The organism is Postechiella marina (assembly GCF_039538365.1).
Taxonomy (GTDB): domain Bacteria; phylum Bacteroidota; class Bacteroidia; order Flavobacteriales; family Flavobacteriaceae; genus Postechiella; species Postechiella marina.
Genome location: NZ_BAABCA010000004.1, coordinates 293,017 through 319,619, shown reverse-complemented (window position 1 = coordinate 319,619; position 26,603 = coordinate 293,017). Strand labels below are relative to the sequence as shown.

The 26,603-nt window shown below is 31.1% G+C and carries 30 protein-coding genes; 11 read left to right on the top strand and 19 right to left on the bottom strand.

Translation table 11 applies throughout. From position 1 onward, the window contains the following. Positions 1-4: 4 nt before the first annotated feature. The 4 genes from ABD715_RS10700 to ABD715_RS10685 all read right to left on the bottom strand — a co-directional run bounded on the left by ABD715_RS10700 (position 5) and on the right by ABD715_RS10685 (position 3,524). Complete coding sequence (locus tag ABD715_RS10700; protein ID WP_344788214.1) at positions 5-538, bottom strand: RNA polymerase sigma factor; 534 nt, start codon at positions 536-538, stop codon at positions 5-7. Positions 539-607: 69 nt separating this feature from the next. Then, positions 608-1,621, bottom strand: coding sequence for a UDP-N-acetylmuramate dehydrogenase (murB, locus tag ABD715_RS10695; RefSeq protein WP_344788213.1), 1,014 nt, complete (start codon positions 1,619-1,621; stop codon positions 608-610). Further along, entirely contained in the window at positions 1,621-2,811 is a 1,191-nt protein-coding gene (locus tag ABD715_RS10690; protein ID WP_344788212.1) for a pyridoxal phosphate-dependent aminotransferase, read from the bottom strand. The genes murB and ABD715_RS10690 overlap by 1 nt, the downstream gene beginning before the upstream one ends. Before the next feature lie 287 nt (positions 2,812-3,098). After that, on the bottom strand, positions 3,099-3,524 hold the full coding sequence (locus ABD715_RS10685) for a DUF1573 domain-containing protein (protein ID WP_344788211.1): 426 nt from the start codon (positions 3,522-3,524) through the stop codon (positions 3,099-3,101). Between the two features lie 284 nt (positions 3,525-3,808). Between ABD715_RS10685 and ABD715_RS10680 the strand changes: the two genes are divergently transcribed. Beyond that, on the top strand, positions 3,809-6,448 hold the full coding sequence (locus ABD715_RS10680; protein ID WP_344788210.1) for a valine--tRNA ligase: 2,640 nt from the start codon (positions 3,809-3,811) through the stop codon (positions 6,446-6,448). 268 nt (positions 6,449-6,716) lie between these two features. Here the strand turns inward: ABD715_RS10680 and ABD715_RS10675 are convergent, their stop codons facing one another. The 7 genes from ABD715_RS10675 to rsfS form a co-directional block, all read right to left on the bottom strand. After that, positions 6,717-7,901, bottom strand: coding sequence for a DUF6786 family protein (locus ABD715_RS10675; RefSeq protein ID WP_344788209.1), 1,185 nt, complete (start codon positions 7,899-7,901; stop codon positions 6,717-6,719). A 28-nt stretch (positions 7,902-7,929) separates the two neighbouring features. Further along, a complete protein-coding gene (locus ABD715_RS10670) occupies positions 7,930-8,196 on the bottom strand; it encodes an acyl-CoA-binding protein (protein ID WP_344788208.1) in 267 nt (88 codons plus the stop codon). Next, a complete protein-coding gene (locus tag ABD715_RS10665; protein WP_344788207.1) occupies positions 8,189-8,845 on the bottom strand; it encodes a phosphatidylserine decarboxylase family protein in 657 nt (218 codons plus the stop codon). The genes ABD715_RS10670 and ABD715_RS10665 overlap by 8 nt, the downstream gene beginning before the upstream one ends. Continuing rightward, the gene (locus tag ABD715_RS10660; RefSeq protein WP_344788206.1) at positions 8,835-9,656 is read right to left on the bottom strand and encodes a phosphatidate cytidylyltransferase; all 822 of its coding nucleotides are present in this window, start codon (positions 9,654-9,656) and stop codon (positions 8,835-8,837) included. Before ABD715_RS10660 ends, ABD715_RS10665 begins: the two co-directional genes overlap by 11 nt. Positions 9,657-9,690: 34 nt before the next feature. Further along, positions 9,691-10,299 carry an LUD domain-containing protein gene (locus ABD715_RS10655; RefSeq protein WP_344788205.1) on the bottom strand — a complete coding sequence of 203 codons (609 nt, stop codon included), beginning with the start codon at positions 10,297-10,299 and terminating at the stop codon, positions 9,691-9,693. A gap of 127 nt (positions 10,300-10,426) precedes the next feature. Beyond that, positions 10,427-12,361 (bottom strand): ATP-dependent zinc metalloprotease FtsH, encoded by a 1,935-nt coding sequence (gene ftsH / locus ABD715_RS10650; RefSeq protein ID WP_344788204.1) that lies wholly within the window; start codon positions 12,359-12,361, stop codon positions 10,427-10,429. Positions 12,362-12,369: 8 nt separating this feature from the next. Beyond that, positions 12,370-12,741, bottom strand: a complete 372-nt coding sequence (gene rsfS / locus ABD715_RS10645) for a ribosome silencing factor (protein WP_344788203.1) — start codon at positions 12,739-12,741, stop codon at positions 12,370-12,372. 94 nt (positions 12,742-12,835) lie between these two features. On the opposite strand from rsfS, the gene ABD715_RS10640 reads away from it, so the two are divergent. After that, positions 12,836-13,567, top strand: a complete 732-nt coding sequence (locus ABD715_RS10640) for a biotin--[acetyl-CoA-carboxylase] ligase (RefSeq protein ID WP_344788202.1) — start codon at positions 12,836-12,838, stop codon at positions 13,565-13,567. On the opposite strand, the gene ABD715_RS10635 is transcribed toward ABD715_RS10640, so the two are convergent. Together ABD715_RS10635 and pyrE are read right to left on the bottom strand one after the other, a co-directional pair. Next, positions 13,568-13,963, bottom strand: coding sequence for an SRPBCC family protein (locus ABD715_RS10635; RefSeq protein ID WP_344788201.1), 396 nt, complete (start codon positions 13,961-13,963; stop codon positions 13,568-13,570). It lies immediately after the preceding gene. Positions 13,964-14,023: 60 nt separating this feature from the next. After that, a complete protein-coding gene (gene pyrE / locus ABD715_RS10630; RefSeq protein WP_344788199.1) occupies positions 14,024-14,668 on the bottom strand; it encodes an orotate phosphoribosyltransferase in 645 nt (214 codons plus the stop codon). A gap of 129 nt (positions 14,669-14,797) precedes the next feature. On the opposite strand from pyrE, the gene ABD715_RS10625 reads away from it, so the two are divergent. The 3 genes from ABD715_RS10625 (at position 14,798) to ABD715_RS10615 (ending at position 17,908) form a co-directional block, all read left to right on the top strand. Then, positions 14,798-15,382 carry an NUDIX hydrolase gene (locus ABD715_RS10625; RefSeq protein ID WP_344788198.1) on the top strand — a complete coding sequence of 195 codons (585 nt, stop codon included), beginning with the start codon at positions 14,798-14,800 and terminating at the stop codon, positions 15,380-15,382. Between the two features lie 181 nt (positions 15,383-15,563). Further along, the gene (locus ABD715_RS10620; RefSeq protein WP_344788197.1) at positions 15,564-15,935 is read left to right on the top strand and encodes a hypothetical protein; all 372 of its coding nucleotides are present in this window, start codon (positions 15,564-15,566) and stop codon (positions 15,933-15,935) included. 74 nt (positions 15,936-16,009) lie between these two features. Then, on the top strand, positions 16,010-17,908 hold the full coding sequence (locus ABD715_RS10615) for a SulP family inorganic anion transporter (protein WP_344788195.1): 1,899 nt from the start codon (positions 16,010-16,012) through the stop codon (positions 17,906-17,908). Positions 17,909-17,968: 60 nt separating this feature from the next. Here ABD715_RS10615 and ABD715_RS10610 read toward each other — a convergent pair whose 3' ends face one another. The 3 genes from ABD715_RS10610 to ABD715_RS10600 form a co-directional block, all read right to left on the bottom strand. After that, entirely contained in the window at positions 17,969-18,406 is a 438-nt protein-coding gene (locus ABD715_RS10610) for a DUF1801 domain-containing protein (RefSeq protein WP_344788194.1), read from the bottom strand. Between the two features lie 6 nt (positions 18,407-18,412). Then, on the bottom strand, positions 18,413-18,868 hold the full coding sequence (gene coaD / locus ABD715_RS10605; protein WP_344788193.1) for a pantetheine-phosphate adenylyltransferase: 456 nt from the start codon (positions 18,866-18,868) through the stop codon (positions 18,413-18,415). Positions 18,869-18,934: 66 nt separating this feature from the next. Further along, positions 18,935-19,909: a D-alanine--D-alanine ligase gene (locus ABD715_RS10600; protein WP_344788192.1), complete on the bottom strand. Its 975-nt coding sequence runs from the start codon at positions 19,907-19,909 to the stop codon at positions 18,935-18,937. 241 nt (positions 19,910-20,150) lie between these two features. Here ABD715_RS10600 and ABD715_RS10595 point away from each other — a divergent pair, with 241 nt between their 5' ends. Both ABD715_RS10595 and ABD715_RS10590 read left to right on the top strand, forming a co-directional pair. Next, on the top strand, positions 20,151-20,705 hold the full coding sequence (locus ABD715_RS10595; RefSeq protein ID WP_344788191.1) for a PASTA domain-containing protein: 555 nt from the start codon (positions 20,151-20,153) through the stop codon (positions 20,703-20,705). Between the two features lie 55 nt (positions 20,706-20,760). Further along, positions 20,761-21,801 (top strand): RluA family pseudouridine synthase, encoded by a 1,041-nt coding sequence (locus tag ABD715_RS10590; RefSeq protein WP_344788190.1) that lies wholly within the window; start codon positions 20,761-20,763, stop codon positions 21,799-21,801. A gap of 53 nt (positions 21,802-21,854) precedes the next feature. Here ABD715_RS10590 and ABD715_RS10585 read toward each other — a convergent pair whose 3' ends face one another. Continuing rightward, entirely contained in the window at positions 21,855-22,271 is a 417-nt protein-coding gene (locus ABD715_RS10585; protein WP_344788189.1) for a VOC family protein, read from the bottom strand. A gap of 4 nt (positions 22,272-22,275) precedes the next feature. Beyond that, complete coding sequence (locus ABD715_RS10580; protein WP_344788188.1) at positions 22,276-23,205, bottom strand: 2-hydroxyacid dehydrogenase; 930 nt, start codon at positions 23,203-23,205, stop codon at positions 22,276-22,278. Positions 23,206-23,325: 120 nt separating this feature from the next. On the opposite strand from ABD715_RS10580, the gene ABD715_RS10575 reads away from it, so the two are divergent. The 3 genes from ABD715_RS10575 (at position 23,326) to ABD715_RS10565 (ending at position 25,681) form a co-directional block, all read left to right on the top strand. Further along, entirely contained in the window at positions 23,326-23,736 is a 411-nt protein-coding gene (locus tag ABD715_RS10575) for an Lrp/AsnC family transcriptional regulator (RefSeq protein WP_344788187.1), read from the top strand. 409 nt (positions 23,737-24,145) lie between these two features. After that, positions 24,146-24,904: a peroxide stress protein YaaA gene (yaaA, locus tag ABD715_RS10570; protein WP_344788186.1), complete on the top strand. Its 759-nt coding sequence runs from the start codon at positions 24,146-24,148 to the stop codon at positions 24,902-24,904. Positions 24,905-24,955: 51 nt separating this feature from the next. Further along, a complete protein-coding gene (locus ABD715_RS10565; protein WP_344788185.1) occupies positions 24,956-25,681 on the top strand; it encodes a hypothetical protein in 726 nt (241 codons plus the stop codon). A 2-nt stretch (positions 25,682-25,683) separates the two neighbouring features. On the opposite strand, the gene ABD715_RS10560 is transcribed toward ABD715_RS10565, so the two are convergent. Beyond that, complete coding sequence (locus ABD715_RS10560; RefSeq protein ID WP_344788184.1) at positions 25,684-25,818, bottom strand: 30S ribosomal protein THX; 135 nt, start codon at positions 25,816-25,818, stop codon at positions 25,684-25,686. Between the two features lie 48 nt (positions 25,819-25,866). Between ABD715_RS10560 and ABD715_RS10555 the strand changes: the two genes are divergently transcribed. Next, entirely contained in the window at positions 25,867-26,547 is a 681-nt protein-coding gene (locus tag ABD715_RS10555; protein ID WP_344788182.1) for a uracil-DNA glycosylase family protein, read from the top strand. Positions 26,548-26,603 lie beyond the last annotated feature (56 nt).

Here is a 26,603-nt window from a genome sequence, read left to right as displayed (position 1 = left end):
TTTCTTACTTAGGGTTATAAATTTTTTTCAATTCGCGCAAACCAATTTTTAGTCTTGACTTTATGGTTCCTAGCGGAATGTCTAGTTCTTCACTCGCTTCTTGTTGTGTCATGCCTTCAAAAAAGAGAGCATTAATAACAATTTGATATTTTTCGTCTAGAGAACTTAAATGTTTCTTAATGTCTAAAACATCTTCATTTAACGTCCCTGATGTTATCTTATATACGGATGAACTTTCTATTTGGACTTCTTTGTCTGTTTTGTTTTTTAAAGATCTTACTTTGTCTATGGCGCTATTATATGCAATTCTATATAGCCAAGTAAATAATTTAGCTTTATTAGGATCGTATTTTTTTGAATATCTCCATATTTTAACAAAGGTTTCTTGTAATACATCTTGTGCTGTGTCTTCGTCTGATATTATTTTTTTTATAACACCAAAAAGAGCATCAGCATAATTGTTGTATAATAGAGTAATAGCTTTTTTATCACTGGCTTTAAGAAGTGTAACTATTTCTTTTTCTATGGCTGAAATCAAAATGATTTTGTTTAAAGTATTGGTCCAATATAAGACTTATTCGTATAAAATGTTAAAAAATCTTTATGATTATAAGATGTTAACCTCTGCTTCTATAGAAATATTAAAGAGTCGTTTTATTGTTTTTTGAATTAATTTTGAAAGATTTAAAATGTCAGACCCTTTAGCGTTACCATAATTTACTAACACCAAGGCTTGGTTTTTGTGTACTCCATAATTACCAAATGTTTTACCTTTAAACCCTGCTTTTTCTATAAGCCAACCAGCAGGTATTTTTACCTCATGTTCTGAAACTGGGTAATGAGGCATGTCTTTAAAATTTGAAAATATTTTTTCAAATTCAATCTTAGAAATTATTGGGTTTTTAAAAAAGCTACCGCTGTTACCAATTTCTTTTGGGTTAGGTAATTTGCTTTCTCTAATAGCAATAACAGCTTTAGATATATCTTGAATGGTAGGAGTATTAACCTTCATAGCTTTTAGCTGTGTCGATATAGCACCGTAATTAGTAAGTAGTTTGTGGTTGGTTTTAGATAGCTTAAAGTTTACACTAGTAATAATGCATTTGCCTTTTTCTTCTTGTTTAAAAACAGAGTTTCTATAACCAAAATGGCATGTTTCTTTATTAAATGTTTTAATGGTGTTAGTTTTTATATCAAGCACATCGCAAGACACAAAAACATCTTTAAGTTCGACACCATAAGCTCCTATATTTTGAATGGGAGCTGTGCCTACATTACCGGGTATAAGCGACATGTTTTCTATGCCACCATAATCTCTATCCAAACACCAAAGTATAAACTCGTGCCAGTTTTCGCCAGCATTTACTTTTATAATAATAGAGTTTTCGTTTTCTGATACTATGGAAATTCCCTTTATATTAACATGAATAACCAAAACATCTTGGTCTTTGGTAAGTAGTATGTTACTGCCTCCACCTAGAATAAGTTTGCTTGGGTAGTTTTTTAGTTGTAAAACAGTTTTTAATTGCTCTATTGTGGTAACCGAAACAAAATGTTTTGCAACCACATCTATATTAAATGTATTAAAGGCTTTTAACGATATGTTGTTTTCAATTTTCACTAATCTTTATATACTTTAAGTGCTTCCTTTAAAATATGTACAGCTTTAATTAGGCTTTCTTTTTTAAGTACGTAAGCAATTCTAATTTGGTTTAAACCTATACCAGGTGTAGAGTAAAAACCAGCAGCAGGTGCTACCATTACTGTTTCTCCATCAATATTAAAATTCTCTAAGAGCCATTGTGCAAAATGATCAGAGTTTTTTATTGGTAACTCTACAATACAATAAAAAGCACCTTTGGGCATAGCAACTTTAATACCATCAATTTTATTTAATTCGGCAATTAAAACATTTCTTCTGCCTACATATTCTTCAAGCACGTTGTCAAAGTATGTTTGTGGTACATCTAAGGCTGCTTTACTAGCTATTTGGGCATAGGTTGGTGGACTTAAACGGGCTTGAGCAAATTTTAAAACCGTTTTTAAAACTGTTTTGTTTTTAGATACCAAGCAACCAACACGAGCACCACACATACTGTATCTTTTAGATACAGAATCTATAATAACTGCATGCTCGTCTAAACCTTCTTCTTCCATTATAGAATGGTGCGTGCCTCCATCGTATATAAATTCGCGGTAAACTTCGTCTGCAACTAAAAATAAGTCGTTCTTTTTTACAATAGAAGCTAGTTTTTCTATTTCTTTTTTAGAGTATACATAGCCTGTTGGGTTTCCTGGGTTGCAAATAAGTATTGCTCGAGTTTTTGGTGTTATAAGCTTCTCGAAAGCATCAATAGATGGTAATGCAAAATTATCTTCTATACTACAAACAGCAGGAACAACTTTTACACCAGAGGCAACAGAGAAAGCAATATAGTTGGCATAAAAGGGTTCAGAAATAATAACTTCGTCTCCCGGATCCATAATACTACTAAATAAAAATAATAATGCTTCGCTTGCACCACAAGTTACAACAATGTCTTTATGACTAACATTTATGTTATTATTGTTATAATATTTTGCTAGCTTTTTTCTGTAAGATTCAGAACCTTCAGATCTTGAATACGAAAGAATTTCTATATCATTTTCTTTAACTGCTCGAAGTGCAACTTCTGGAGTTTTTATATCGGGCTGGCCAATATTTAAATGATAAATATATTTTCCGTCTTTAACTGCTTGTTCTGCATACGGTACTAATTTTCGAATAGGAGATTCAGGCATTAACAACCCTTTCCTAGATATAGTTGGCATTATAAATAAATTTTGTGTACAAAGTTGAGAAAATTATCTTAAAGATTTTTTAAAAACAGATTATAATTATTAGTGTTATCTTAAAGATTTAATAATTAAAAAATAGAAAATTTTATTTATGTATCAATTTTGTAGATAATAGTTCGTTTTTTAAGAGTACTGTTGGTTTTTTTTTAATTAATCTTTATCAAGATTTAGTGCTTTGTATGGATTGCCAAATAAAATTTTACATAAAAAAAGGACTTATATTTCTATAAGACCTTTTTTAAATAATTTTAAAATGTTGTTTATTGTTCTACAACACTTTTAGTTTTTTTTTCTAAAACATTATCTTTACTTGGGTCTACAACTAAGCCTTTAATTTTTAAGGCGACCGTTGGTGTATCTGCGTTAGATAAAACTGTAATTGTTTTTCTAATAGGATTAACACGATTTGTATCGTATTTTACCTTTATTTCTCCAGACTTACCAGGTAAAATAGGTGTTTTTGGCCAACTTGGTACAGTACAACCACAACTTGCGCTAGCTTTAGTAATTATTAAAGGTGCGCTTCCTGTGTTTGTAAATTCAAATATTCTAACACCGTCAGCTCCTTTTTCAATAGTTCCATAATCAATAGTATCTGCTTTAAAATCAATTTTGGCCACTTTGTCTTGTGCATTTACAGATAAACTAATTAATCCGATAAATAAAATTGTAATTAAATTTTTCATTTTTATTGTGTTTTTGGTCAATTCTTAATTTGAGACATAACCCTTTGTTAAAAGGTTACTTTGTTGTTATTTTCTTGTATTACTAGTTCAAACATACTCACTTTTTCTACAATCTACAAAATTAATGGACGAATTGCGTAAATGTTAACATATTTGTCGCACTTTAATATACGACAGTTCGTTTTTTTTAATCATCATTTTTTTGTCAATACGTAGTACAAACTTTCACAGAAAAAGAAATATAAGTACTTTTGCTAATTAACATTCAAAAACTATTCCAAAGTATGCAAATTCCATCAAAATATGATGCTAGTCAGGTAGAAAGTAAGTGGTACGACTACTGGATGACACATAATTATTTTCATTCAACACCAGACGAAAGAGAACCGTATACTATAGTAATACCGCCACCAAATGTAACAGGAGTATTACATATGGGGCATATGCTAAATAATACCATTCAAGATGTATTAATTCGTCGTGCAAGATTACAAGGTAAAAATGCGTGCTGGGTACCTGGTACAGATCATGCATCTATTGCTACAGAGGCAAAAGTAGTCGCTAAATTAAAAGAGCAAGGTATAGATAAAAACGATTTAACTCGTGATGAGTTTTTAGCTCATGCTTGGGATTGGACAGAAGAATATGGAGGTGTTATTTTAGAACAACTTAAAAAGTTAGGCTGTTCTTGCGATTGGGATCGCACCAAATTTACAATGGATGACGATATGTCTGAAGCTGTAATTAAAGTATTTGTAGATTTACACGAAAAAGGATTGATTTATCGTGGTTACCGCATGGTAAATTGGGATCCTGAAGCAAAAACAACACTGTCAGACGAAGAGGTTATACATGTAGAACGTCAAGGTAATTTATACTACATTAATTATAAAGTAGAAGATAGTAACGATACATTAACCATTGCTACTACACGACCAGAAACTATTTTTGGAGATACAGCAATTTGTATTAACCCAGAAGACGAGCGTTTTGCTCACCTACGTGGTAAAAAAGCCATTGTGCCTATCTGTAATCGTGTTATCCCTATTATAGAAGACACTTATGTAGATGTAGAATTTGGTACAGGTTGTTTAAAAGTTACACCAGCTCATGATGAAAACGATAAGAGCCTTGGAGATAAACACAAATTAGAGGTTATCGATATTTTTCATGAAGATGCTACATTAAATAGCTTCGGGTTACAATTTGAAGGTCAAGATCGTTTTGTTGCTAGAAAAAATGTAGCAAAAGAATTAGAAACAATTGGTGTTTTAGTGAAGACTGAAACACACATGAATAAAGTAGGAACGTCAGAGCGTACAAAAGCTGTTATCGAGCCAAGGCTAAGCGATCAATGGTTTTTAAAAATGGAAGAACTTGTTAAGCCAGCCATAGAGGCTGTTTTAGGTGATGATGCCGATATTAAATTGTTTCCAAAGAAATTTGAAAACACATACCGCCATTGGATGGAGAATATTCGCGATTGGAATATTTCGCGCCAATTACTTTGGGGGCAACAAATTCCAGCGTACTTCTATGGCGATGGAAAAGAGGATTTTGTAGTTGCAGAAAATATTGAAGCAGCCCTAGAAAAAGCAAAGCAAAAAACAAATAATCAAGAGCTTACAACAGCTAATCTTAGGCAAGAAACCGATGCGTTAGATACTTGGTTTTCTTCTTGGTTATGGCCAATGTCTGTTTTCGATGGTATACGTAATCCAGAAAACGAAGAGATAAAATATTACTACCCAACCAATGATTTGGTAACAGGTCCAGATATTCTTTTCTTTTGGGTTGCACGTATGATAATTGCAGGTTACGAGTATAAAGATCAAAAACCGTTTAATAATGTTTATTTAACAGGTTTAGTTCGCGACAAACAACGTCGTAAAATGAGTAAATCTTTAGGTAATTCTCCTGATGCTTTAAAGCTTATAGAAGAGTATAGCGCAGATGGCGTACGTGTTGGGTTACTTTTAAGTAGTGCTGCAGGAAACGATTTAATGTTTGACGAAACACTTTGCCAACAAGGTAAAGGTTTTGGTAATAAAATTTGGAATGCCTACCGTTTACTTGATGGTTGGGAAGTAGATAACGACATTGAGCAGCCAAACTCTAGTAAAATAGCTTTAGAGTGGTACCAGAGCAAGTTTCAAAAGGCTTTAATAGAAATTGAAGATCATTTTAGTAAGTACAGGCTTAGTGATGCTTTAATGGCTATTTATAAATTAATTTATGATGATTTTTGTGGGTGGTTATTAGAGATGATTAAACCAGCCTACCAACAGCCAATAGATGCAAAAACCTTAAAAAGTGTTGTTGCTCTTTTTGAAGACAATTTAAAAATTGTACACCCATTTATGCCATTTTTAACCGAAGATTTATGGCATTACATAACAGAAAGAACACCAGAAGAAGCTTTAATAGTTGCTAAATGGCCAGAAAATAAGTCTGTTAACGAAACTTTAATTTCTGAGTTTGAATTTACTTCGGAAGTTATTTCAGGAATTAGAAACATTAGAAAACAAAAAAATATAGCTTTTAAAGATGCTATTGCTTTCTCTGTGATAAATAACGAGAAATCGAATAATACATTTGATGATGTTATTGTTAAATTAGGAAATTTAGAAGGTATCGAGTATGTTAATGAAGCGGTAGAAGGTGCTTTAACATACAGAGTAAAATCTAACGAGTATTTTATTCCGATGGCAGGAAGCATAGATGTTGAAGCCGAAATTAAAAAACTTACAGAAGAATTAAGTTATACAGAAGGCTTCTTAAAGTCGGTACAAAAAAAGTTGTCTAACGAGCGTTTTGTTTCAGGTGCGCCAGAACAAGTTGTTGCTGCAGAAAAGAAAAAAGAAGCCGATGCTTTGGCTAAAATCGAAACGTTAAAAACAAGTTTAGCGAGCTTAAGTTCTTAAAAAAAAAGACTTACAATACGATTAAAAAGAGATAACGTAAGTTGTCTCTTTTTTTATACTGTAACTACTAGTATTTTTAGTAAGTATTATTTTTTTAATAACATGTGTTGGGCAGCGAATAACATAAAAATATTGTTTAAAGTGTTGGTTAGATAATTATGTAGTACTGCTACTAACTTTTGTTTAAACTAAAGAATAAGGCGAAAAATTTAACAGAGCTATATTTACATTACATAGCAAATTAATTTAGAGTTAAAAGAGTTTTTTACTAAAGGGAGCAATCTTTTAAGTCTATATTTAAAAGTTTTAAGGCTATTTTATTAAGTTCTACATCTTTGCCAGAAAAATGATAAACACTTTGCCAATGCTTTAAAGTGTCTATGTTGGGTTTTAATTCTCGCATTGCAGATGTCGATTCAAGTTCGTAAAAACTTGTTTCAAGAGCAGGCGAGTAGTCCATAGTACCATTATTGTAAATAGGAATTACTTCTCCTTTATATGGGTGCTCTTGAACTTTTGCATGCGAATTTGCATATAAACTATCATTAGTTTGCAAGTATTGTACAATAGTTAGCCTATTTAAATCTTTGGCATAACAACCATAAATTTTAGGCGCTAAATGTTTAGGTACACCAATTTTACTACGGTATTTACCATCTGCTTTAAATAGTAACACGTTATTTTTATTAATATAAAGTCTAGTACTGTCTAAGCTTCCCATGTATTGATATAAGTTAGTAATTGTGGTATCTTTTAACGGTATAATAACCACAGTTTTGTTACTACCTTTAAACATACCTGCGCTCCATAGAGAAACTAGTCCAGTTTCTTTTTTTAGTGTGTTTGTACCGGTGTTTATAAGACTTTGTTCTGTTTTGTAAGCTACCCTTTTTAAACTTTTATTAAATTGTATGGAGAGGTTCTTTTTAATTTGACTATCATCAAGAATGCTTATTTTTCGTTTTACTAATAAGTTAAATTTTGTGTCTATATGATTATTAATAATCATATGTTTTTGCATGTTTACAAATGTTTCGCTTTTATTGATGAGTTGATAACCATCTAAACCAATAGGGTTTGGTACTTTCCAATTGTTTTCGTTTAGAGGTTTTATATTTTGATAGTAAAAAGAATATTGTCCTCCTAATGGACCAAGCCAAAGGCGTTCTTCGCCACCAATAGCAGCAATATTATAGGGGGCATTATTAAAAATTTCAAGGTTTAACCAACCGTTACTGTTGCCATCTAGCCCATTATAGCTACTTGTTAGTATTTTCCCTTGAATTTCTGGGGCAATCGCAATTCTAGACGCTCCATTATTGGTAGTAAGCTCTATAAGGTTGTAATGTTGTTTAATAACCTTTAAAGCATTTTGGTAGTTTTTTGCTTTGTGCTGTGGTATATTACAACTTAAAAATAAAATAGAAACAAGAATTAATAAAGTAGGTTTCATTTTATTTATAAGTTAGAAGTAAGTATTGTTAATTTCTGTAGATAAAATAATTTTTAACTAAGTCAATATAAATTTTCTTTGCTTCATTTTGGCTAATATTTTCAACCTGAAATAAAGCATTAGTCTTAAAAGCATTAATAATATCTTTTTTGCTTTTTGGCTTTGTATAGTCGTTAGTAGCTTTTTTATAGTAGGCGTAAAGTTTTAGTAATGTATCTGCAGGAAAAGGTTCTTTGTGCGCGTTTACACGAGCAACAGCCTCTTTAAATTCTATGTCTAATTGGTTTTTACTCATTAACCTCTGCAATAATACTTTCGCCTCCACGAACCTTTTGGTTTAATTCTACTTTAATTTTTGTGTTTAATGGTAAGAATAAATCAACTCTAGATCCAAATTTTATAAAGCCAGATTCTCCACCTTGCACAGCAGTATCTCCTGCTTTGGCATAGTTTACAATACGTTTAGCTAAAGCACCAGCTATTTGTCTGTGTAAAACTTTGCCATAAGTTTCGTTTTCTACAACAACAGTTGTGCGTTCGTTTTCTTCACTAGCTTTTGGGTGCCATGCTACCAAATATTTTCCAGGATGATATTTACTAAAAATAACATTTCCTCCAATAGGGTAACGTGTAACATGTACGTTTATTGGAGACATAAATACACTTACTTGTAAGCGCTTTTCTTTAAAGAATTCTTTTTCAAAAACCTCTTCAATAACAACTACTTTGCCATCAACAGGAGACACAACTTGGTTGTTATTTAAAACAGTATTTCTTTTAGGGTTTCTAAAAAATTGCAAAATTAAACCTAAGAAAACTAATAATGTAACCATTAAAAGAACTCTAAGCCAAGTAATAGCAATAAAGTTGTCTACTAATAAAAACGATGCAATAACAATGATAAATGTTATTAATATAATTTTATTTCCTTCTTTATGAAACATATTGTAAAATTCTTAAAAATAAATATATAAAAGGTGCTGCAAAAATAATACTATCTAAACGGTCTAGCAAACCACCGTGTCCGGGCATTATGTTACCACTGTCTTTAACACGAGCTTGACGTTTAAACTTTGATTCTATTAAATCTCCCAATGTGCCAAATACACTAACAATAATACTTAAAAATAACCAGTTTGTAAATGTTAATGTGTTTGTAAAGGTAGCAATAAAATAGCTGGCAATACACGAAAAAAGTAATCCGCCTAAAAAACCTTCAACAGTTTTTTTTGGAGATATTTTTTCGAAAAGCTTTTGTTTTCCAAAATTCTTACCTACCAAATAAGCGAAAGAGTCGTTTACCCAAACTAAAATAAAGGCACCCAATAATATATTTGAGTTAAAAACTTTGTAGTAATTTGCTATTAAAATAAGGAAAACAAAGGAGCTTGATAAGTAGAAGGTTGTTAGTATAAAACGCCTAGAACTAAATAAGGGGGTGATTTTGTCAGAAAACAGGTCTTTAATTAAAAATAGCTCTACAAAAATTGTTAATACAATTAGTATTTGTGTGGCTTCGTCTAAGCCTGTTTTGGTGTTTAAAACTAAGTTCCAGTAGCCAAAAATTAAATATATAATTGTAAAAATTACATAGGGTATATTGCTTTTAAGCTGCATTAGTTTTTTTAACTCGTAGGTGCAGATTATTCCAAAAATAAAAAACAAAACGATTAAAGCATGTTTAAATTGTAAGGAAATAAGCAACAATAAAACATAAAGCAAACCAGAAAGCGATCGCGTAATTATTTCTTTCATTTAATTAGTTGGTTAGTTGTGGTCGCTTAAATTATTATAAATCTTCGAGAAGTAGTAAATATAAGTTTTTAGCGCTACTACCGTAGCTTAAAAAATCTTTTTCGTCAACAGATTTAAAGTGTTTAATAGTTGTAATATTAGTTGGTATTTTGTCTCTGTTTTTAGATTTAATACCTCTTAAGCCTTCTCCTATATTTTCTGTAATTTGACTTGTTGTAGCAAAAACAACAAAGTTATGAGGCAATTCTGGAAGCTTTTTTTCTGCAATTTGGTTGGAGCTTATTAGTAAAGAACCATCATTTGCAATAAGATTTTCGCAGGTAGTAAGAAAGAAAACAGAATCGCTAATTTTGTCTGCTAATTGTAAATTACAATTTTTAAATTTGTTTTTTAAGTTATTGTCTATAATTAGAGTTTTCTTTTTGCTCCATTCGTTTTCTTTAATAATGTTTTCTAAATTAGAGAACACTTCATTTAAATCTTCGCAATATAAGAACTTACCACCATTAGCTTTAAAGTTTATGGTAAACTTTTCGTCTATTGGTAATTTGATTTCTGGCATGTATTTGCCTCTGTCATCCGATTTTAATTCTTTCTCTGATTTATCAGATTTTGAACCAAAAATTTTTCTAAAAAGACTCATTTAGGTACTTACTATTAACTCAATTTTCCTAGGTAATTATCAAATATAAAAAATCTTAAACTAACCTTGCGGTTAATTTAAGATTTTTACTAAAAGCTTAACAAAATTTAGGCTTTGTATAGGTGTTTTACTCCTCTTCGTCTGTTTTTGTTGTTTTAGAGGTGCTTAATCCAAAAGGAGACATTCCTAAAAGCTCTTCTAAATCATCTTTAAAAATAACTTCTCTTTCTATTAATCGATTAGCTAATTTGTCTAGTAAATCTTTTTTAGAAGATAATAATTCTACAGCTCTTTCAAATTGAGTTTCAATTATGTTCTTAATTTCGGTATCTATAAGCTCGGCTGTTTTTTCGCTATAAGGCTTAACAAAACCGTTTTCTCCTGCAGGATCGTAATATGTAATATTACCTACTTTTTCGTTTAATCCATATATCATAACCATGGCTTTTGCTTTTTTGGTTACGCTTTCTAAATCCCCTAAAGCACCTGTAGAAATTTCGTTAAAAATAATTTGTTCTGCAGCTCTACCTCCCATAGTAACACATATTTCGTCTAGAAATTTGTTTGTTCTGGTAATATATGCTTCTTGTGGTAAATACCATGCGGCACCTAAAGAACGCCCTCTTGGTACTATAGTAACTTTTACTAAAGGATCTGCATGTTCTAAAAACCAACTTACAACTGCATGACCTGCTTCGTGATAAGCAATAGTCTTTTTCTCTTCTACAGAGAATAGGTTGCTTCGTCTTTCTAAACCACCAACAATTCTATCAACAGCGTCTAAAAAGTCTTGTTTTTCTACTGCTTTTTTATCTGTTCTAGCAGCAATTAAGGCAGCTTCGTTACATAAATTAGCAATATCTGCTCCAGAAAACCCAGGGGTTTGTTTCGATAAGAAGTCGATATCAAGTCCTTTTGCCTTTTTTAGAGGTCTAAGGTGAACTTCAAAAATAGCTTTTCGTTCAGAAAGGTTAGGTAGGTCAACAAAAATTTGCCTGTCAAAACGTCCTGCACGCATTAAGGCCTTATCTAAAATATCGGCTCTATTGGTTGCAGCAATAACTATTACGTTAGTTTTTGTGCCAAAGCCATCCATTTCTGTTAGTAATTGGTTTAATGTGTTTTCGCGTTCGTCGTTACTTCCAGACATAGCATTTTTGCCTCTAGCACGTCCAATGGCATCAATCTCATCTATAAAAATTATAGAAGGCGATTTTTCTTTTGCTTGTTTAAATAAATCTCTAACACGAGAGGCTCCAACACCAACAAACATTTCTACAAAGTCTGATCCAGATAGAGAGAAGAAAGGTACTTTAGCCTCTCCAGCAACTGCTTTGGCTAATAATGTTTTTCCTGTTCCAGGAGGTCCTACAAGTAAAGCGCCTTTTGGTATTTTACCACCTAGAGTAGTATACTTTTCTGGAAATTTAAGGAAGTCTACAATTTCTTGTACTTCTTCTTTTGCGCCTTCAAGACCTGCAACATCTTTAAAAGTTGTTTTAACTTCTGTGTTTTGGTCAAAAAGTTTTGCTTTAGATTTTCCTATGTTAAATATCTGCCCACCAGCACCACCGCCAGCTCCGCCAGACATACGTCGCATAATAAATATCCAAACACCTATAAGAAGAATAAATGGTAAAATGCCTAAAAGGAAATCTGCCAAAACATTTTCTTCTGTGTCATTGCTAAGTATATTGTACTTATTAATTGCTTTTAAATCGTTTTCGAAATTTTGTAGATCTCCAATTTCAAACCTATAGTTAGGTAAATTAGAAGCAGGTGTTAATAAACTTGTAGGTTTCGATTTTTTATGAATCTCTTTTTGCTCTGCTTCTTTTGTAAGGTATACTTTAGCAATGTGCCTGTTAACTATAACAACTTTTTCTACATCATTTTCTTCAGCATATTTAAAAAATTCTGAAGGTGTAATCTCGTTAGTTTCTTGGTAACTGTTACTGCTAAATACTTGAATCACTATAAAAATAGCGATAATAATACCATAAATCCAGTATGGACTAAATTTAGGTTTCTTTTCTTTCGGGTTCTTTTTCTCGTTTGCCATGTATTGTTTTAGTAACTAGTTTCTATTACTGTTGTTTTTGCGTCTCCCCAAAGGCTTTCTATATCGTAGTATTCTCTTATGTGTTTTTGGAATACGTGTACAGCAACATTTACGTAGTCTAATAAAACCCATTCGGCATTATCAGCTCCTTCAACATGCCAAGGGTTGTCCTTAAGTTCTTTACTAACTTTTTTCTGGATTGAGTTAACTATAGCGTTTACCTGCGTATTAGAAGTACCTTCGCAGATAACAAAATAATCACACACTGTGTTTTCTATCTCTCTTAAATCTAGAATATTTATTTCTTTTCCTTTAACATCTTCAATACCACTAATTATGACAGATATTAACTCGTCTGTGCTTATATTTTGTTTAGCCATTAAATTTATTTAATTTGTGCAAAGTTATTATTTTTTTAGTTCTTTATACTCTTAAAATAATCATAAGATTTGAGAGTTTAAAAATAACACCTATATGCCTATAATCAAAGTTAATGCCATCGATTCTACAAATAGTTACTTAAGAAGATTAAGTGTAGAAAAAAATATGGAAGATTATACCACAATAGTTGCAGAATATCAAACAAATGGGCGCGGGCAAATGGGAACGGTTTGGGAGTCTGAAGAGTCTAAGAACCTAACTTTTAGTGTGTTTAAAGATGTTTCGGCAGTTTATATTGAGCATCCTTTTTATATTAGTATTGTTACTTCTTTATCTATATTAAAGGCTTTGCAAAGTTTTAATATTCCAAAATTAAGTGTTAAATGGCCTAACGACATTTTGTCAGCAAATAAAAAAATATGCGGAGTTTTAATAGAAAATGTCATAAAACAGAATAATTTATATGCTTCAATAATAGGAGTTGGTTTAAATGTAAACCAAACAGGATTTTATAATTTACCTCAGGCATCATCTTTAAAAGCTGTAACAGGTCAGGTTTTTAATCTTGAAGAAGTATTAAATAGCATTCTTTTTTATTTAAAAAGCTATTTTTTAGAGTTAGAGAGCGGTAATCTATCTGTATTAAAAGAAGAGTACGAAACATATTTGTTTAGAAAAAACAAACCTTCAACATTTAAGGATGCTAAAGGTGTTGTGTTTTCGGGCTTTATTAAAGCTATTTCTGTATCTGGTAATCTTCAGGTTTTGTTAGAAGATAATATAATAAAAGAATACGATTTAAAAGATATCTCGCTTTTGTATTAATTATATAGCCTTTGGTATACTAGTAACTAAAGTTTCTATAAATTTACCAATAGGGCCTTTTATCATCATCGCCATCATAGGGTTAAAATCGCCATTAAATTTTAATTGTACATCGCTAGAGTTTTCGTTAGTTTCATTAATTTCTGCAACTAAAGAAAAATCTAATTTACCTCCAGCAGCACCTAAAACAATTTTATTTGGAGGTATAACTTCTTTCTTTTTAAGTATAATTTCGGGCATACCTTTTAAAGCAAAAAGAAATTTGTCGTTTTCTAAAACTTCAAATTTGCTAATGTTTTCTGGCATTAAACCTTCAAAGTTTTTAATATCAGAAAGAAAATTAAATATATCTTGAGATGACTTTTCTACGTTTACTTTTGGAGATTCTAAATTCATAATAATGTTTAAGTTGTTATTTAATTTGTTGCAAATTTTGTTTTACAATAATTAGGTATATCAAATAGCGTTCCATTCGCTTGGGTTAGAGTTCCATTCAGATAAGGTGCTTAATTCTTTTTCCGATATGTAATTCGTTTCCAAGGCTTGCTCCAGTAAGCTTTCGTAATTACTTAAGGTTTGTAGTTGTATATTTTCTTCCTCAAAGTTTTTTGTAGCTATATCAAAACCATAAGTAAAAATGGCAATCATTCCTTTTACTTTAATATTGGCTTCTTTTAATGCTTTTACAGCGTTAAGGCTACTTTTTCCGGTGCTAATTAAATCTTCAACAACAACAACGTTTTGTCCGCCTTCAATAAAGCCTTCAATTTGGTTTTTTCTGCCATGTCCTTTCGCATCGGGTCTAACATATATAAAAGGTAGACCTAAATACTCTGCAACAAGCATTCCAATACCAATAGCTCCAGTTGCTACACCTGCTATTACGTCTGGTTTTCCGTATTGTTGTTCAATTTGTTTAGCCATGGTTTCTCGAATGTAATTTCGAATAGGCGGGAAAGATAATATAATGCGATTATCGCAATAAATTGGAGACTTCCAGCCAGAAGCCCATGTAAAAGGTTCTTTTGGGCTAAGTTTTATAGCATTAACCTGCAATAAGACTTCAGCAGTTTTTTTGGCGGTATGTTTATTAAAAATCATGTCGCAAAATTACATATAAATTTGGTTTTTTTTTACAGATGGATATCAATAAAAATATTTTTTTTAACAATGCTTATTTTGAACTTAAAAATGATATTTTTACCGCATATAAATTTAACCCCTTATTTTATGTATAAAATCTTTGTTAACGATAAGCCTATGGTTTTAACAACTTTGGAAGAAGAAGAAACTTATTTTAAAAATTATAAATTAAAAGGTCTTTCTCTGTCTAAGGTTATTAAAAAGTTAAACAAAACAGAGCTAAAAGAAGCTAGGTTAATACATAAAGATGAGGATAAATTACTTAAAAAGTTTCTTAAAAAATTACCAAATGTTATAGCAGGAGGTGGTAAAGTGTATAACCAAAACGGTGATATTCTTTTTATTTATAGAAATGATAAATGGGATTTGCCAAAAGGTAAAACAGAAAAAGAGGAAAGTATTGAAACTACAGCCATTCGCGAAGTAGAAGAAGAAACTGGGGTAACAGGTTTAGAGGTTGTAAAACCATTAGAAATTACTTACCATATTTTTAAACGAAATGGTAAATATAAAATAAAGATTACGCACTGGTTTGAAATGAAAACCAATTTCTCTGATGCTTTATACCCTCAAGAAGAAGAGGGTATTACCAAAGTAGAATGGCTAAATGAAGCACAAGCTAGTGAGGCTTTAAAAAAATCTTACGCCAATATAAAATCGCTTTTTGTATAAAATATTCGTTATTTAGCGCAAGATATTTCTATTGAAGTTTTTTGTTAAAAGTACATTATGAAGTATTTAAAAATAGTATTACTTTTGCCATTATTACGGTAATTTGCGCCATTCCCTCCAAGCCGCATAGTGTAGTTTGTAATTATATATATTCCTCTCGTTAGTTAAATTGATTAGTAGCATGAAAAGTTGTAGACTTTCTTTTGGAGAGATTGTCCTTATTAGTGATAGTTTAGCAGAAATTATTGTAGATGAAGGCATTGTTATGGATGAAGTAAAAATTGATGAGTATCACGATTTTTTGCTAACCCATTTAAAACCACCATTTGGTTTATTAGTAAATAAAAAATATTCTTATACATATACCTTTGAAGCACAAAAATCTATAATTGGATTAAAAGAGTTAATAGCTATTGCTGTTGTAGCTAAAACCAGTGGTAGCGTTATGTCTACAGAAACAGTAATAAATATTAATGATAACGATAACATTGACATCGAAATATTTCAAGATCGCGAAAATGCTTTGGTTTGGTTGCAAAAAAGAATTACATAATTAATAAATTAGTAAGACTTCTTCTTGCACGCCAATATATTAAGCGTAAATTTGCACCTTCAAAAAAATGAGTCATGACCAATTTTATTAGGAAGCGCACAGCGAATGCAAAAAATGATGTTTTAAGCGGGTTAACAGTGGCTTTAGCTATGATACCCGAAGTGGTAGCCTTTGCTTTTGTTGCACAAATAAGTCCTATAGTAGCGCTTTTTGGTGCTTTTGTTGTTGGTTTTATTACAGCCATTTTTGGTGGTAGACCAGGGTTAATCTCTGGAGCAGCAGGTGCTGTAGCTGTTATTTTTGTTAATATGATACAAGAAGGACACGCTAAAGGTTTAATGATGGATACACTTGTAGAAAACATGGGGTATTTCTACCTCTTAGCAACAGTAGTTGTTATGGGAATCATTCAAATATTTGCAGGTGTTTTTAAGTTAGGTAAATTTGTTAGATTAATACCACATCCAGTAATGATGGGGTTTGTAAATGGTTTAGCTATTGTAATTTTTATAGCTCAGTTGGGTATGTTTAAATCTAACGATAAAGATTTATTTGGCAATAATAAGCGAGCAACCACATCTACAGAAATGATTTATAGCCTTAGCAATAACGAGGTTAAAGATGTTGTTTCAAACTCAATACTTTTTAAAGTAGAGGGCAATTCTGTTATTAACACACAAACAAATAAAGAAGCTTTTGTTATTTCTAACGGACAAGTATTTGATATAAATACCAAAAAAGTAGTGTTTAATAAAACAGACGAAGGCTTTTTTAAGGTAAAAGATAAAGGTGTCTCGAAGTCTTATATGACAGGAAAAAATCTTTATGTTATGATAGGTTTAGTGTTGCTAACTATGTTAATAGTTTGGCAGTTACCTAAGTTAACTACTAAGGTGCCTGCAGCATTAACAGCAATATTAGTGGTAACGTTGGTGGTTGTTTTTGGAGGCGATTCTTTAGCATCTATAAATGTAGGCGATTTTATTAGAGATGGTGGTGGTAAAGGTTTAAATGGTTTAGGAGAAATAAGTAGTAGGTTAAATGTTTTTGAAACATGGAGCGTGCTTCCTTTTAATCTAGATACTTTAAAATTTATATTTCCATATGCCTTTTTAGCTGCATCTGTTGGTTTAATAGAAACACTTATGACCATGAACTTGGTAGACGAGTTAACAGAAACTAGAGGGAACGGTAATAGAGAATGTATAGCGCAAGGTTCTGGAAATATTATTAGTGGTATTTTTGGAGGAACTGCAGGATGCGGTATGATAGGCCAAACGGTAATAAACCTTAAAGCAGGAGGTAGAGGCAGGTTGTCTGGAGTCATGATGGCATTAACGCTATTAACATTTATTTTATTTGCAGATAAGTATATCGAGCAAGTGCCTATTGCAGCACTAATAGGTGTTATGTTTATGATGGTAATAGAGACCTTTGCTTGGTCTAGTTTCAGAATTTTAAAAAAGATTCCAATGTCAGATGCTGTGGTACTTATTTTAGTGTCTGCGGTAACCGTGTTTTTCGATTTAGCTATAGCAGTTTTTGTTGGTGTAATAATTAGCGCTTTAGTTTTTTCTTGGGAAAATGCAAAACGTATTAGAGCGCGTAAGCGTATGCGCGAAGACGGAACCAAAGTTTACGAAATCTGGGGACCACTATTCTTTGGATCTATACTTGCTTTTAACGATAAGTTTGATGTAAAAAACGATCCGGAAAACATAATTATAGACTTTGTAGAGTCGCGAATAAGTGATCATTCTGCTCTTGAAGCGGTTTTTAATTTGGTGCAAAAATATGAGGCCGAAGGTAAAAGTATAAAACTAAAACACCTAAGCGAAGACTGTAAGTTGTTACTTTATAAGGCAAGCCCCAAGTTTAGAGAGGTTATTGTGGAAGATATAGACGATCCACGTTACCATTTAGCCGAAAATCCAGAGAAGTTTACAAAATCACTTTCGGAGTATAAGTTGTAACGCCTATTTTTATTAAGATTGAACTCAAGGTTTGGTTGTGTTGCTTTTTATAGAAAAATTTTAAAGGCCTAAAAGCGGTAAGTGTTTTATGGAATGATAGGTTAACCCAGCTTTTATACATTGTTTTAAAGCCAATGTATTATAAAGGGTTTTGTTTAGTTTAAAAACAATAGCCCGATTGCCTTCAAAAATAAAAACATCTTTAAAAACTATTTTAAAAGTTTCAATAAGCAAACTCGTGCATTGAAAATACATGGCAAACTGTTCGGGTTTATTTTTTTTCCAACCTATTCTAATAGTGCTCCCTTTTTTAGCTAAGTAACTGGGCTCACCCCATTTTAAGGTTTCTTCAAGTGTTTTTAATCCAATTTCCGCAGCAACTTCTATAATAAGCTGTCTAAGTTGTTCTATATTATGGCATACATGTTTGGGGTAGTTGTTAAAAACCGCAGCAACTCTTGGGTCTGTTTTAACATTAAGATTGCTTGTTGTTTTCATTGTTATCTATTTAATTCTAACGCTATTTGGAACCAATTTGGTGTAATCGCCATTGTTTCTAATAACATCGCGAACAATAGACGATGCAATATACGATGTGCTTGCAGCTGTTAATAAAAAAACAGTTTCAATTGGAGCAAGGTCTCTATTGGTGTGTGCAATCGCTTTTTCAAACTCAAAATCGGCAGGATTTCTCAGGCCTCTTAAAATAAATTTAACGTTAATTTCTGCACAAAAGTCTACTGTTAAACCTTTATAAGTAACAACAGATACTTTGGGTTCGTCTTTAAAAGCAGCCTCAATAAAAGCCTTGCGCTCTTCAAGAGAGAACATATATTTTTTAGAGCCATTAACGCCTATAGCAACAATAATTTCATCAAAAAGTGTCACACCACGTTTAATAATGTCGTAGTGTCCTAAAGTTAATGGGTCAAAAGATCCTGGGAAAATAGCACGTTTCATGGATTGTTTTTTTATTCCGCAAAAGCGAAATTTATATTAAAAGTTAAGTGTTCTACTCAAAGATAATTATTTAAGAGCCTCTTCAATAGCATTATCAAATAAATCTGGAAGTAATATATTTGCTTTTGCAGCTTGCTGTGGCAGTATACTTTCTAATGTTAAGCCTGGTATGGTATTAACTTCTAATAGGTGTGGTTCGTTATTTTTAAAAATGTATTCGCTTCTACTAAAACCTTTCATTTTTAAAACCTTGTAAACTTTTTTAGCAACCGTATTTACTTTTTCTTCTTGCTCTTTAGTAAGTCTTGCAGGTGTTATTTCTTGCGATTTACCAAGGTATTTAGCTTCGTAATCAAAAAAGTCGTTTTCGCTAACAATTTCTGTAATAGGTAATACTTTTATTTCTCCTTTGTATGTTATAACGCCAACCGAAACTTCTGTGCCATCTAAAAAAGATTCTATTATAATTTCGTCGTCTTCTTTAAAAGCCACATCTATAGCTGTTTTTAAATTTTCTTTTTTATGCACTTTTGATACGCCAAAACTACTACCAGCTTTATTGGCTTTAACAAAACAAGGTAAACCTACTTTTTCTATTATTGCATTTTCGTTTACTGGATCTCCTAAATTTAGAAAATAAGATTCGGCAGTTTTTATACCATAAGGTTTTAAAATACTTAAACAATCGCGTTTATTAAATGTTATAGCTGCTTGGTACATGTCGCAACTGGTATGCGGTATGTTTAGTAGTTTAAAATAGCCTTGCATGAATCCATCTTCGCCAGGCGAGCCATGTATGGCATTAAAAACACAGTTAAATTTAATTTTATTACCATTAACGAGAATAGAAAAATCATTTTTATCTACAGGAGACTCGGCATTTTTTTCGTTAACATAAACCCATTTGTCTTTAAAAACATGAATTCTGTAGGCATTATATTTTGTTTTATCTAAAGCATTAAAAACAACGTTTCCGCTTTTTAAAGAGATCTTGTATTCGCTAGAATAACCTCCCATAATAATGGCAATATTTTTTTTCATAGGTGTCTTTTATATATCCGCGAAAGCGAAAACAACAATATTTAAAGTTTGTAAGTCTAAAACAAGCAAAAAAACGTACTTATTATTAGTTGGCGCTAATTTAAGTACAATATAAACGGTAGTCAACTCGTTTTTTTACCGTTATTTTACACTTAAATTGATACGAGCTAAAATATCATATAAATTGTAAAATAAAAAGCAGTTCTGTTTTTATATATTTGCCTAATCGAAAATTCTATAAATGAGCATTTTTAAATTTCTAGTTAGTAAAACTTTTATTAAGCAGTTGTTATTAGCCATTGTGGCCTTAGTTGTACTCTGCTTTATTTTATTAAAATGGTTAAAAGTAACCACAAACCATGGCGATTTTGAAACTGTGCCAAACCTTACAGGTAAATCTATTAGCGTTACTAAAATGGAGTTAGAAGAGAATAATTTGGTTATGCAAATTCAAGATTCTGCAAATTTTAATCCAGATTACCCTAAGTTTTCTGTTATAGAGCAAGACCCACCAGCAGGCGCAAAGGTTAAAGAGGATAGAAAAATATATTTGACTTTAAACCCATCTGGTTATCGTAAAATATTAGTTCCAAACTTAAAAGAACGTACGTTAAGACAGGCAAAGCCAACACTTGAAGCTTTAGGTTTTAAGGTTGGTAAACTTACTTATGTAGATAATATAGGTAAAGATATTGTGCTAAAAATGATTTATAAGGGTAAAGAGATTAAGCCTAAAACAGAATTAGCTAAAACTTCTAAAATAGATTTGGTACTTGGTAATGGTAAAAGACCATAAGGGGGTATCTTTGCAAAGCTAATTAAGCTCTTAATATTAAATAATTTTCAGTATCATGGATAACTATACGCCACAATTACCCGACGAGGATAACCTTTACGAGCACCATGCTTTTATTGTAGATAAAGGGCAAGCGCCTTTGCGTATAGATAAATATTTAATGAATTTTGTTGAGAATGCTACAAGAAATAAAATTCAGGCAGCTGCAAAAGAAGGTAGTATTTATGTAAACGATGTACCTGTAAAATCTAATTATAAGGTAAAGCCTTTTGATAAAATTAGAGTATTGTTTGCGCATCCGCCTTTCGAAAATTTATTGGTTGGAGAAGATATTGATATTGATGTGGTTTATGAAGACGACGATCTTTTAGTGGTTAATAAAGAGGCAGGTATTGTTGTGCACCCGGGGCATGGTAATTATTCTGGTACTTTAATAAACGCATTAATTTTTAGGTTTGAAAATTTACCTAACAATTCTAGTAACAGGCCTGGTTTGGTACATAGAATAGATAAGGATACTAGCGGACTTTTAGTGGTTGCAAAAACTGAAGAAGCTATGGCGCATTTATCTGCGCAATTTGCTAATAAAACAAGCGAACGCGAGTATGTGGCTATTGTTTGGGGCAATGTTGAAGAAGATGAGGGAACTATTGAAGGTAATATTGGTAGGCACCCAAAAAACAGATTGCAAAATACTGTGTTTTTTGATGACGAAGCCGATAAAGGTAAACCTGCAGTAACGCATTATAAAGTTTTAGAACGTTTAGGTTACGTTACTTTGGTGTCTTGTAAGCTAGAAACTGGGCGTACGCATCAAATTCGTGTGCATATGAAACATATCGGGCATACCCTTTTTAACGATGTGCGTTATGGTGGCGAGCGTATTTTAAAAGGAACTACGTTTACCAAATACAAACAGTTTGTAGATAATTGTTTTAAAGTGCTACCTAGGCAGGCACTACATGCTAAAACACTTGGTTTTGAGCATCCTACAACAGGAGAGTTTATGCGTTTTGACACCAAAATACCAGAAGATATGCAACAATGTATAGAAAAATGGAGGGGATATTCTAAGCATCAAGAGTTGGATGATTAGGGTGTTTTTGGAGAGGTTGTTTAATTCTTTTTTTTTATAAGAACAAAAAACTATTACTGTTTAAAAATCTCGTTATTGTTATGGAAACTTTTAAACTCTATGGAGTTGTTGCTAAAGTCTAAAATAAACATAGTTTGATGCTCTTCTTTTTTGTCTTTGAATCTTTTTTGGGGGTTTACAATAAAATCAATTTTATGTTTTTGTAGCCTGTTTTTAAGTTTAATAAAGCTTTTTTGGTCTATTATGGCTCCAAAATGCGGAATAGGTACTTTTAATAGATCTACTTTTCCGCAATAGTCCAACGCCTCGATTTGTTTAGAAACATGCGCAGATAATTGATGTCCAAAAAAATTAAAGTCAACCCAATCTGTGGTTTGTCTTCCAAGTTCGCAACCTAAAATGGTTTTATAAAATGTAACTGTACTTTTAATATCTTTAACTTTAAAAGCGAGGTGAAATTTGCTAGTCATAATTTTAATACCCTTTATTTATAGACACTGTATTTATTAGTGTTTCTTTATTTAAAAAACGTTTGTAATTTTCTGTAATTTGATTTGAGGCAGAAGTTACATTTGTTAAGCTTGCTACATGTGGTGTTATCTCAATTTTTAAATGTTGCCAAAACGCGTGTTCTTTGGGTAAAGGTTCTGTTCTAAAAACATCTAAAAAAGCACCTGCAAGCATGGCGTTGTCAAGTAGTTCTATTAAGTCATTGTCTACCAGATGTTCTCCGCGTCCTACATTTATTAAATAAGCATTTTTTGGAAGCTTTTCTAGTGTTTTTTTATTTAAAATACCTTTGGTTTGTGCTGTTAAAGGTAAAATGTTAATTAAAAAATCTGATTGGTTTAAAAATGAGTTAAATTCATTTTTTCCACAATAACTTTTTACATTACTAATTTCTTTTTTGCTATTACTCCAGCCTTTTACATTAAAACCGAGTTGAGCAAATTTTAAGGCAACATATGCGCCAATTTTGCCAAGGCCTAAAATAGAAATGGTGGTGTTTTTAATAGATTTGTATGGGTGTTGTTGCCAAATATATTCTGCATTTTGTTTAGAGTATGTTTTTAAATTTTTTAACTGGGCCAACACAATGGTAATTAAAAACTCCCACATATCGCTAGATAATTTCTCGTCTACAATACGAGTGATAGTAATATTATTAGGTAATATTTGCGAATTAGTAATGTGATCTATAGAGGCTCCAGCAGATTGAATAACTTTTAAGTTAGTAAATTGTTCTAAAACATTTTTACTTGGTTTCCAGCATATCGCAAAAGTGATAGGGTCTTTGTTTTTTACATTTGGGTAAACTTCAATTGTTGTATTAGGTAGTTTTTTCTTTAAAGCATTTAGCCAAGGCGTGGCGTCTTTGTTTTCAAATATTAATACAATACTCATGTTTGTAAAAGTTTAACACAAAGATAAATGCTAACTAAGATATTGTAAAATGGATTATTTAGATATTTATTATTTTTACAATCGAAAAAATGTTTGTATTAATAAATTAAAGTCGATTCGATGGTAGATAGTGTAGATAGGCAATTGCTCGATATTTTAAAAGATAACGCACGGTTGTCTTTTGCAGATTTAGGAAGAAAAATAAATCTTTCTCCATCTGCAGTAAGAGAGCGGGTTCAAAAACTAGAGGAGTTTGAGGTTATTCAAAAATATACGTTGCAAGTCGATCATAAAAAATTGGGTAATGATTTGGAGGCTTTTATTTTATTAAAAGTCTTTCCTGGTCAACTTAAAAATATACTTAAAAAAATAAAAGATTATCCAGAAATAGAGGAAGCACATAGAGTAACAGGTAGTCAAAATATACATCTAAAAGTTGTGGTTAAAAACCAATTGAGTTTGCAACGTTTGTTAGATGAGTTAATGAATTTTAGCGATACCAATACATTTCTTATTCTATCTAAGGTGTAGCTTCAATAATTATTGATGTCTAAAATAAATTAGAAATAAAAATTATATTTTTTATCTATAAAAACAACCTATTCTAGCATAAAATAATTCATTTTAAAACTTGAAAATATATTGTATTTCAATTGTAATTTTGAGATGTCAAAATTAACGAAATCATACTTTTTACAAACGCGAAAGTAAAATAAAAGCAGTTTTATTAAAATGTTTTAAACTTTAAATTAATTTTTTAATTATAAATCGTGACATAGAAAAAATGACATCCAACAAAATAGCAAGTCCATGCGTTTAACTTTATAATTAAAGGTGATTATAACTTTAGTTTTACAAATGAAGAAATAAAAGTATTATCGTAAATTAGACTTTTAAATAAATTAAAAATTACTCTTTATAAGAGTGTTATATAAACGAAATGAAACTAGTAATATCTCCAGCAAAGTCGTTAGATTTTGAAACCGAAGTCCCAAATAGTAGAGTAACAGAAGCGCAGTTTTTAAAACAATCAGATCGATTAAATAAGTTGCTTAAAAAGAAATCGGCTAAAGATTTATCTGCTTTAATGAAAATATCAGATAATTTAGGTCAGTTAAACTACGAGCGTAATCAAGAATGGCAATTGCCTTTTACCACAAGTAATGCAAAACAAGCAGTTTATGCTTTTAGTGGCGATGTTTACAGAGGACTTGATGCTTATACAATAACAGAAGATAAGTTAGATACTTTGCAAAATACGGTACGTATTCTTTCTGGTTTATATGGTTTGTTAAAACCAACCGATTTAATAATGCCTTACCGCTTAGAAATGGGAACTAAGTTTCCTGTTGGTGTCAATAAGAATTTATATGAATTTTGGAAGAAAGATATAGTAAAAGCGCTAAATGAAGAGCTTGAAGACGATGAGTTGTTTTTAAACTTAGCTAGCAACGAGTATTTTAAAGCGGTAGATGTTAAGGCTTTAAAAGTGCCAGTTGTAACCGCTAACTTTAAAGAGTTTAAAAACGGAGATTATAAAATGATTTCGTTTTATGCTAAAGAAGCAAGGGGATTAATGGCACGTTATGTTATAGATACCAATGCAAAAACTATAGACGATTTAAAAGGGTTTAACTATGGTGGTTATGGTTTAAGCGAAGAGTTTTCTAATGGCAACGATTTAATTTTTATAAGATAAATAAGCTTATTTTGCTTTAAGTAAAATGGTAGCCTAAAAAAATAATGTATTATGTATTACTATTTAATAATTGCATTGCAAGTGTATTGTGTATATCACGCATACAAAAATAGAAATGCATATTATTGGTTCTTTTTAATATTTTTTCTTCCGGGTATTGGTTGTGCAATTTATTTAATTACTCAGGTTTATAATAAACGCGATGCAGAAAAAATTCAAGACGAGATTATTTCTATAATTAATCCAACTAAAAAGGTAAAAGATTTAGAAAAACAATTACAATTTTCTGAAACCTACCAAAATAGAGTAAATTTAGCAGATGCATATCTAGAAATAAAAGATTACAATAAAGCTATTAATCATTATTTAATAGCTCTTGATGACGATTTTGAGAACGATTTGTATGTTATAAAACAATTAACCGAAGCTTATTTTAAAGCAGAAAATTATGACAAAGTAATTGTATATGCAGAAAAAATAAAAAGCAAAAATGAATTTAAAAAATCTCGATCTCAATTTCTATATGGTTTAGCGCTTGAAAAATTAGGCAAATTTGAAGAGGCCGAGGTTAATTTAAAAGCTATAGATATTAGGTATTCGTTTTATAACGAGCGCCTAGTGTTTGCTAGATTCTTAATAAATCGAAATAAAATAAATGAAGCAAAATTGGTGTTAAATGAAGTTTTTAATGAGTCTAAACATATGACGAAGCCAAACCGAAAGCTGTTTAAAAATACAATTTACGAGGTCGAAAAACTTTTAAAAGAAATAAGCTAAAGTTATTTTACTTGTGCTTTAAATTTTAGTCCAATTTTCTTTTCTGTTGGAGTTTTCTTTTTAATACGAGGTCGTCTAGCTCCAAAAGTACCTCTGTTTATTTTACCACGTTTTGTTTTTTTATCTCCTTTACCCATGTATAGTTTTTATTGTTAGTATACAAAATTTTTAGCACATATTAAAATATGTTTAAACATAAACATCCTTACAAACCGTTTATAAAAAGCGATACGACTAAGCTTATTGTGGGTACGTTACCTCCTCCAAGGTTTTCTACAGGGAATCTTTTAGATAAAGATGTTAATTTTTGTTATGGTAGTTATTACAATTCGCTTTGGTTGTATATAGATAAAATTCATAATTTAATGCTTCGTTTTGATAATTCTCAAGAAGCTATAAATGAACGAAAAACTTTTTTAATTAATAATAAAATAGGTGTTTGCGATATTGTAGATAGCTGCGAAAGAGAGAAAATTGATGCTTCAGATTTAGGGATGCAAAACATAAAGTTACGAGATGTTATTGGGTATTTAAAAAAGTTTCCTAATATTAATACCATCCTTTTTACTGGAGGGAATAGTAAAAATGGACCCGAATATTTTTTTAGAAAACATATAAAAGATTATAAATTAAAATTAGAGTTAGTGTCTAACGAGGTGCCAAGAATTCATCAATTTGTTATGGGTAATAACGAGATCGAATCTGTTAATAATAAGCGTGTTATTAAAACAGTTTCATTAACATCTGCTTCGGGTTCTGCAAATCGCGCCATTGGTAGTATGGCATTATATAAACAGCTAAAAAGTAGAAACTCTAAATTTAATACTTTTGATTTTAGAGTGCTTCAATACCGCGAATTTCTCTAGTTTCTAGAAGTCAATTATTGATGGTTTTTTGTTTTTCTTACAGTGTTAAATAAATA

Excerpts from the sequence above, each read along its gene's own strand:
- ABD715_RS10690 (WP_344788212.1), bottom strand. The coding sequence starts at position 2,811 with ATGCCAACTATATCTAGGAAAGGGTTGTTAATGCCTGAATCTCCTATT.
- ABD715_RS10685 (WP_344788211.1), bottom strand. The coding sequence starts at position 3,524 with ATGAAAAATTTAATTACAATTTTATTTATCGGATTAATTAGTTTATCT.
- ABD715_RS10680 (WP_344788210.1), top strand. The coding sequence starts at position 3,809 with ATGCAAATTCCATCAAAATATGATGCTAGTCAGGTAGAAAGTAAGTGG.
- ABD715_RS10675 (WP_344788209.1), bottom strand. The coding sequence starts at position 7,901 with ATGAAACCTACTTTATTAATTCTTGTTTCTATTTTATTTTTAAGTTGT.
- ABD715_RS10670 (WP_344788208.1), bottom strand. The coding sequence starts at position 8,196 with ATGAGTAAAAACCAATTAGACATAGAATTTAAAGAGGCTGTTGCTCGT.
- ABD715_RS10665 (WP_344788207.1), bottom strand. The coding sequence starts at position 8,845 with ATGTTTCATAAAGAAGGAAATAAAATTATATTAATAACATTTATCATT.
- ABD715_RS10660 (WP_344788206.1), bottom strand. The coding sequence starts at position 9,656 with ATGAAAGAAATAATTACGCGATCGCTTTCTGGTTTGCTTTATGTTTTA.
- ABD715_RS10655 (WP_344788205.1), bottom strand. The coding sequence starts at position 10,299 with ATGAGTCTTTTTAGAAAAATTTTTGGTTCAAAATCTGATAAATCAGAG.
- ftsH (WP_344788204.1), bottom strand. The coding sequence starts at position 12,361 with ATGGCAAACGAGAAAAAGAACCCGAAAGAAAAGAAACCTAAATTTAGT.
- rsfS (WP_344788203.1), bottom strand. The coding sequence starts at position 12,741 with ATGGCTAAACAAAATATAAGCACAGACGAGTTAATATCTGTCATAATT.
- ABD715_RS10640 (WP_344788202.1), top strand. The coding sequence starts at position 12,836 with ATGCCTATAATCAAAGTTAATGCCATCGATTCTACAAATAGTTACTTA.
- ABD715_RS10635 (WP_344788201.1), bottom strand. The coding sequence starts at position 13,963 with ATGAATTTAGAATCTCCAAAAGTAAACGTAGAAAAGTCATCTCAAGAT.
- pyrE (WP_344788199.1), bottom strand. The coding sequence starts at position 14,668 with ATGATTTTTAATAAACATACCGCCAAAAAAACTGCTGAAGTCTTATTG.
- ABD715_RS10625 (WP_344788198.1), top strand. The coding sequence starts at position 14,798 with ATGTATAAAATCTTTGTTAACGATAAGCCTATGGTTTTAACAACTTTG.
- ABD715_RS10620 (WP_344788197.1), top strand. The coding sequence starts at position 15,564 with ATGAAAAGTTGTAGACTTTCTTTTGGAGAGATTGTCCTTATTAGTGAT.
- ABD715_RS10615 (WP_344788195.1), top strand. The coding sequence starts at position 16,010 with ATGACCAATTTTATTAGGAAGCGCACAGCGAATGCAAAAAATGATGTT.
- ABD715_RS10610 (WP_344788194.1), bottom strand. The coding sequence starts at position 18,406 with ATGAAAACAACAAGCAATCTTAATGTTAAAACAGACCCAAGAGTTGCT.
- coaD (WP_344788193.1), bottom strand. The coding sequence starts at position 18,868 with ATGAAACGTGCTATTTTCCCAGGATCTTTTGACCCATTAACTTTAGGA.
- ABD715_RS10600 (WP_344788192.1), bottom strand. The coding sequence starts at position 19,909 with ATGAAAAAAAATATTGCCATTATTATGGGAGGTTATTCTAGCGAATAC.
- ABD715_RS10595 (WP_344788191.1), top strand. The coding sequence starts at position 20,151 with ATGAGCATTTTTAAATTTCTAGTTAGTAAAACTTTTATTAAGCAGTTG.
- ABD715_RS10590 (WP_344788190.1), top strand. The coding sequence starts at position 20,761 with ATGGATAACTATACGCCACAATTACCCGACGAGGATAACCTTTACGAG.
- ABD715_RS10585 (WP_344788189.1), bottom strand. The coding sequence starts at position 22,271 with ATGACTAGCAAATTTCACCTCGCTTTTAAAGTTAAAGATATTAAAAGT.
- ABD715_RS10580 (WP_344788188.1), bottom strand. The coding sequence starts at position 23,205 with ATGAGTATTGTATTAATATTTGAAAACAAAGACGCCACGCCTTGGCTA.
- ABD715_RS10575 (WP_344788187.1), top strand. The coding sequence starts at position 23,326 with ATGGTAGATAGTGTAGATAGGCAATTGCTCGATATTTTAAAAGATAAC.
- yaaA (WP_344788186.1), top strand. The coding sequence starts at position 24,146 with ATGAAACTAGTAATATCTCCAGCAAAGTCGTTAGATTTTGAAACCGAA.
- ABD715_RS10565 (WP_344788185.1), top strand. The coding sequence starts at position 24,956 with ATGTATTACTATTTAATAATTGCATTGCAAGTGTATTGTGTATATCAC.
- ABD715_RS10560 (WP_344788184.1), bottom strand. The coding sequence starts at position 25,818 with ATGGGTAAAGGAGATAAAAAAACAAAACGTGGTAAAATAAACAGAGGT.
- ABD715_RS10555 (WP_344788182.1), top strand. The coding sequence starts at position 25,867 with ATGTTTAAACATAAACATCCTTACAAACCGTTTATAAAAAGCGATACG.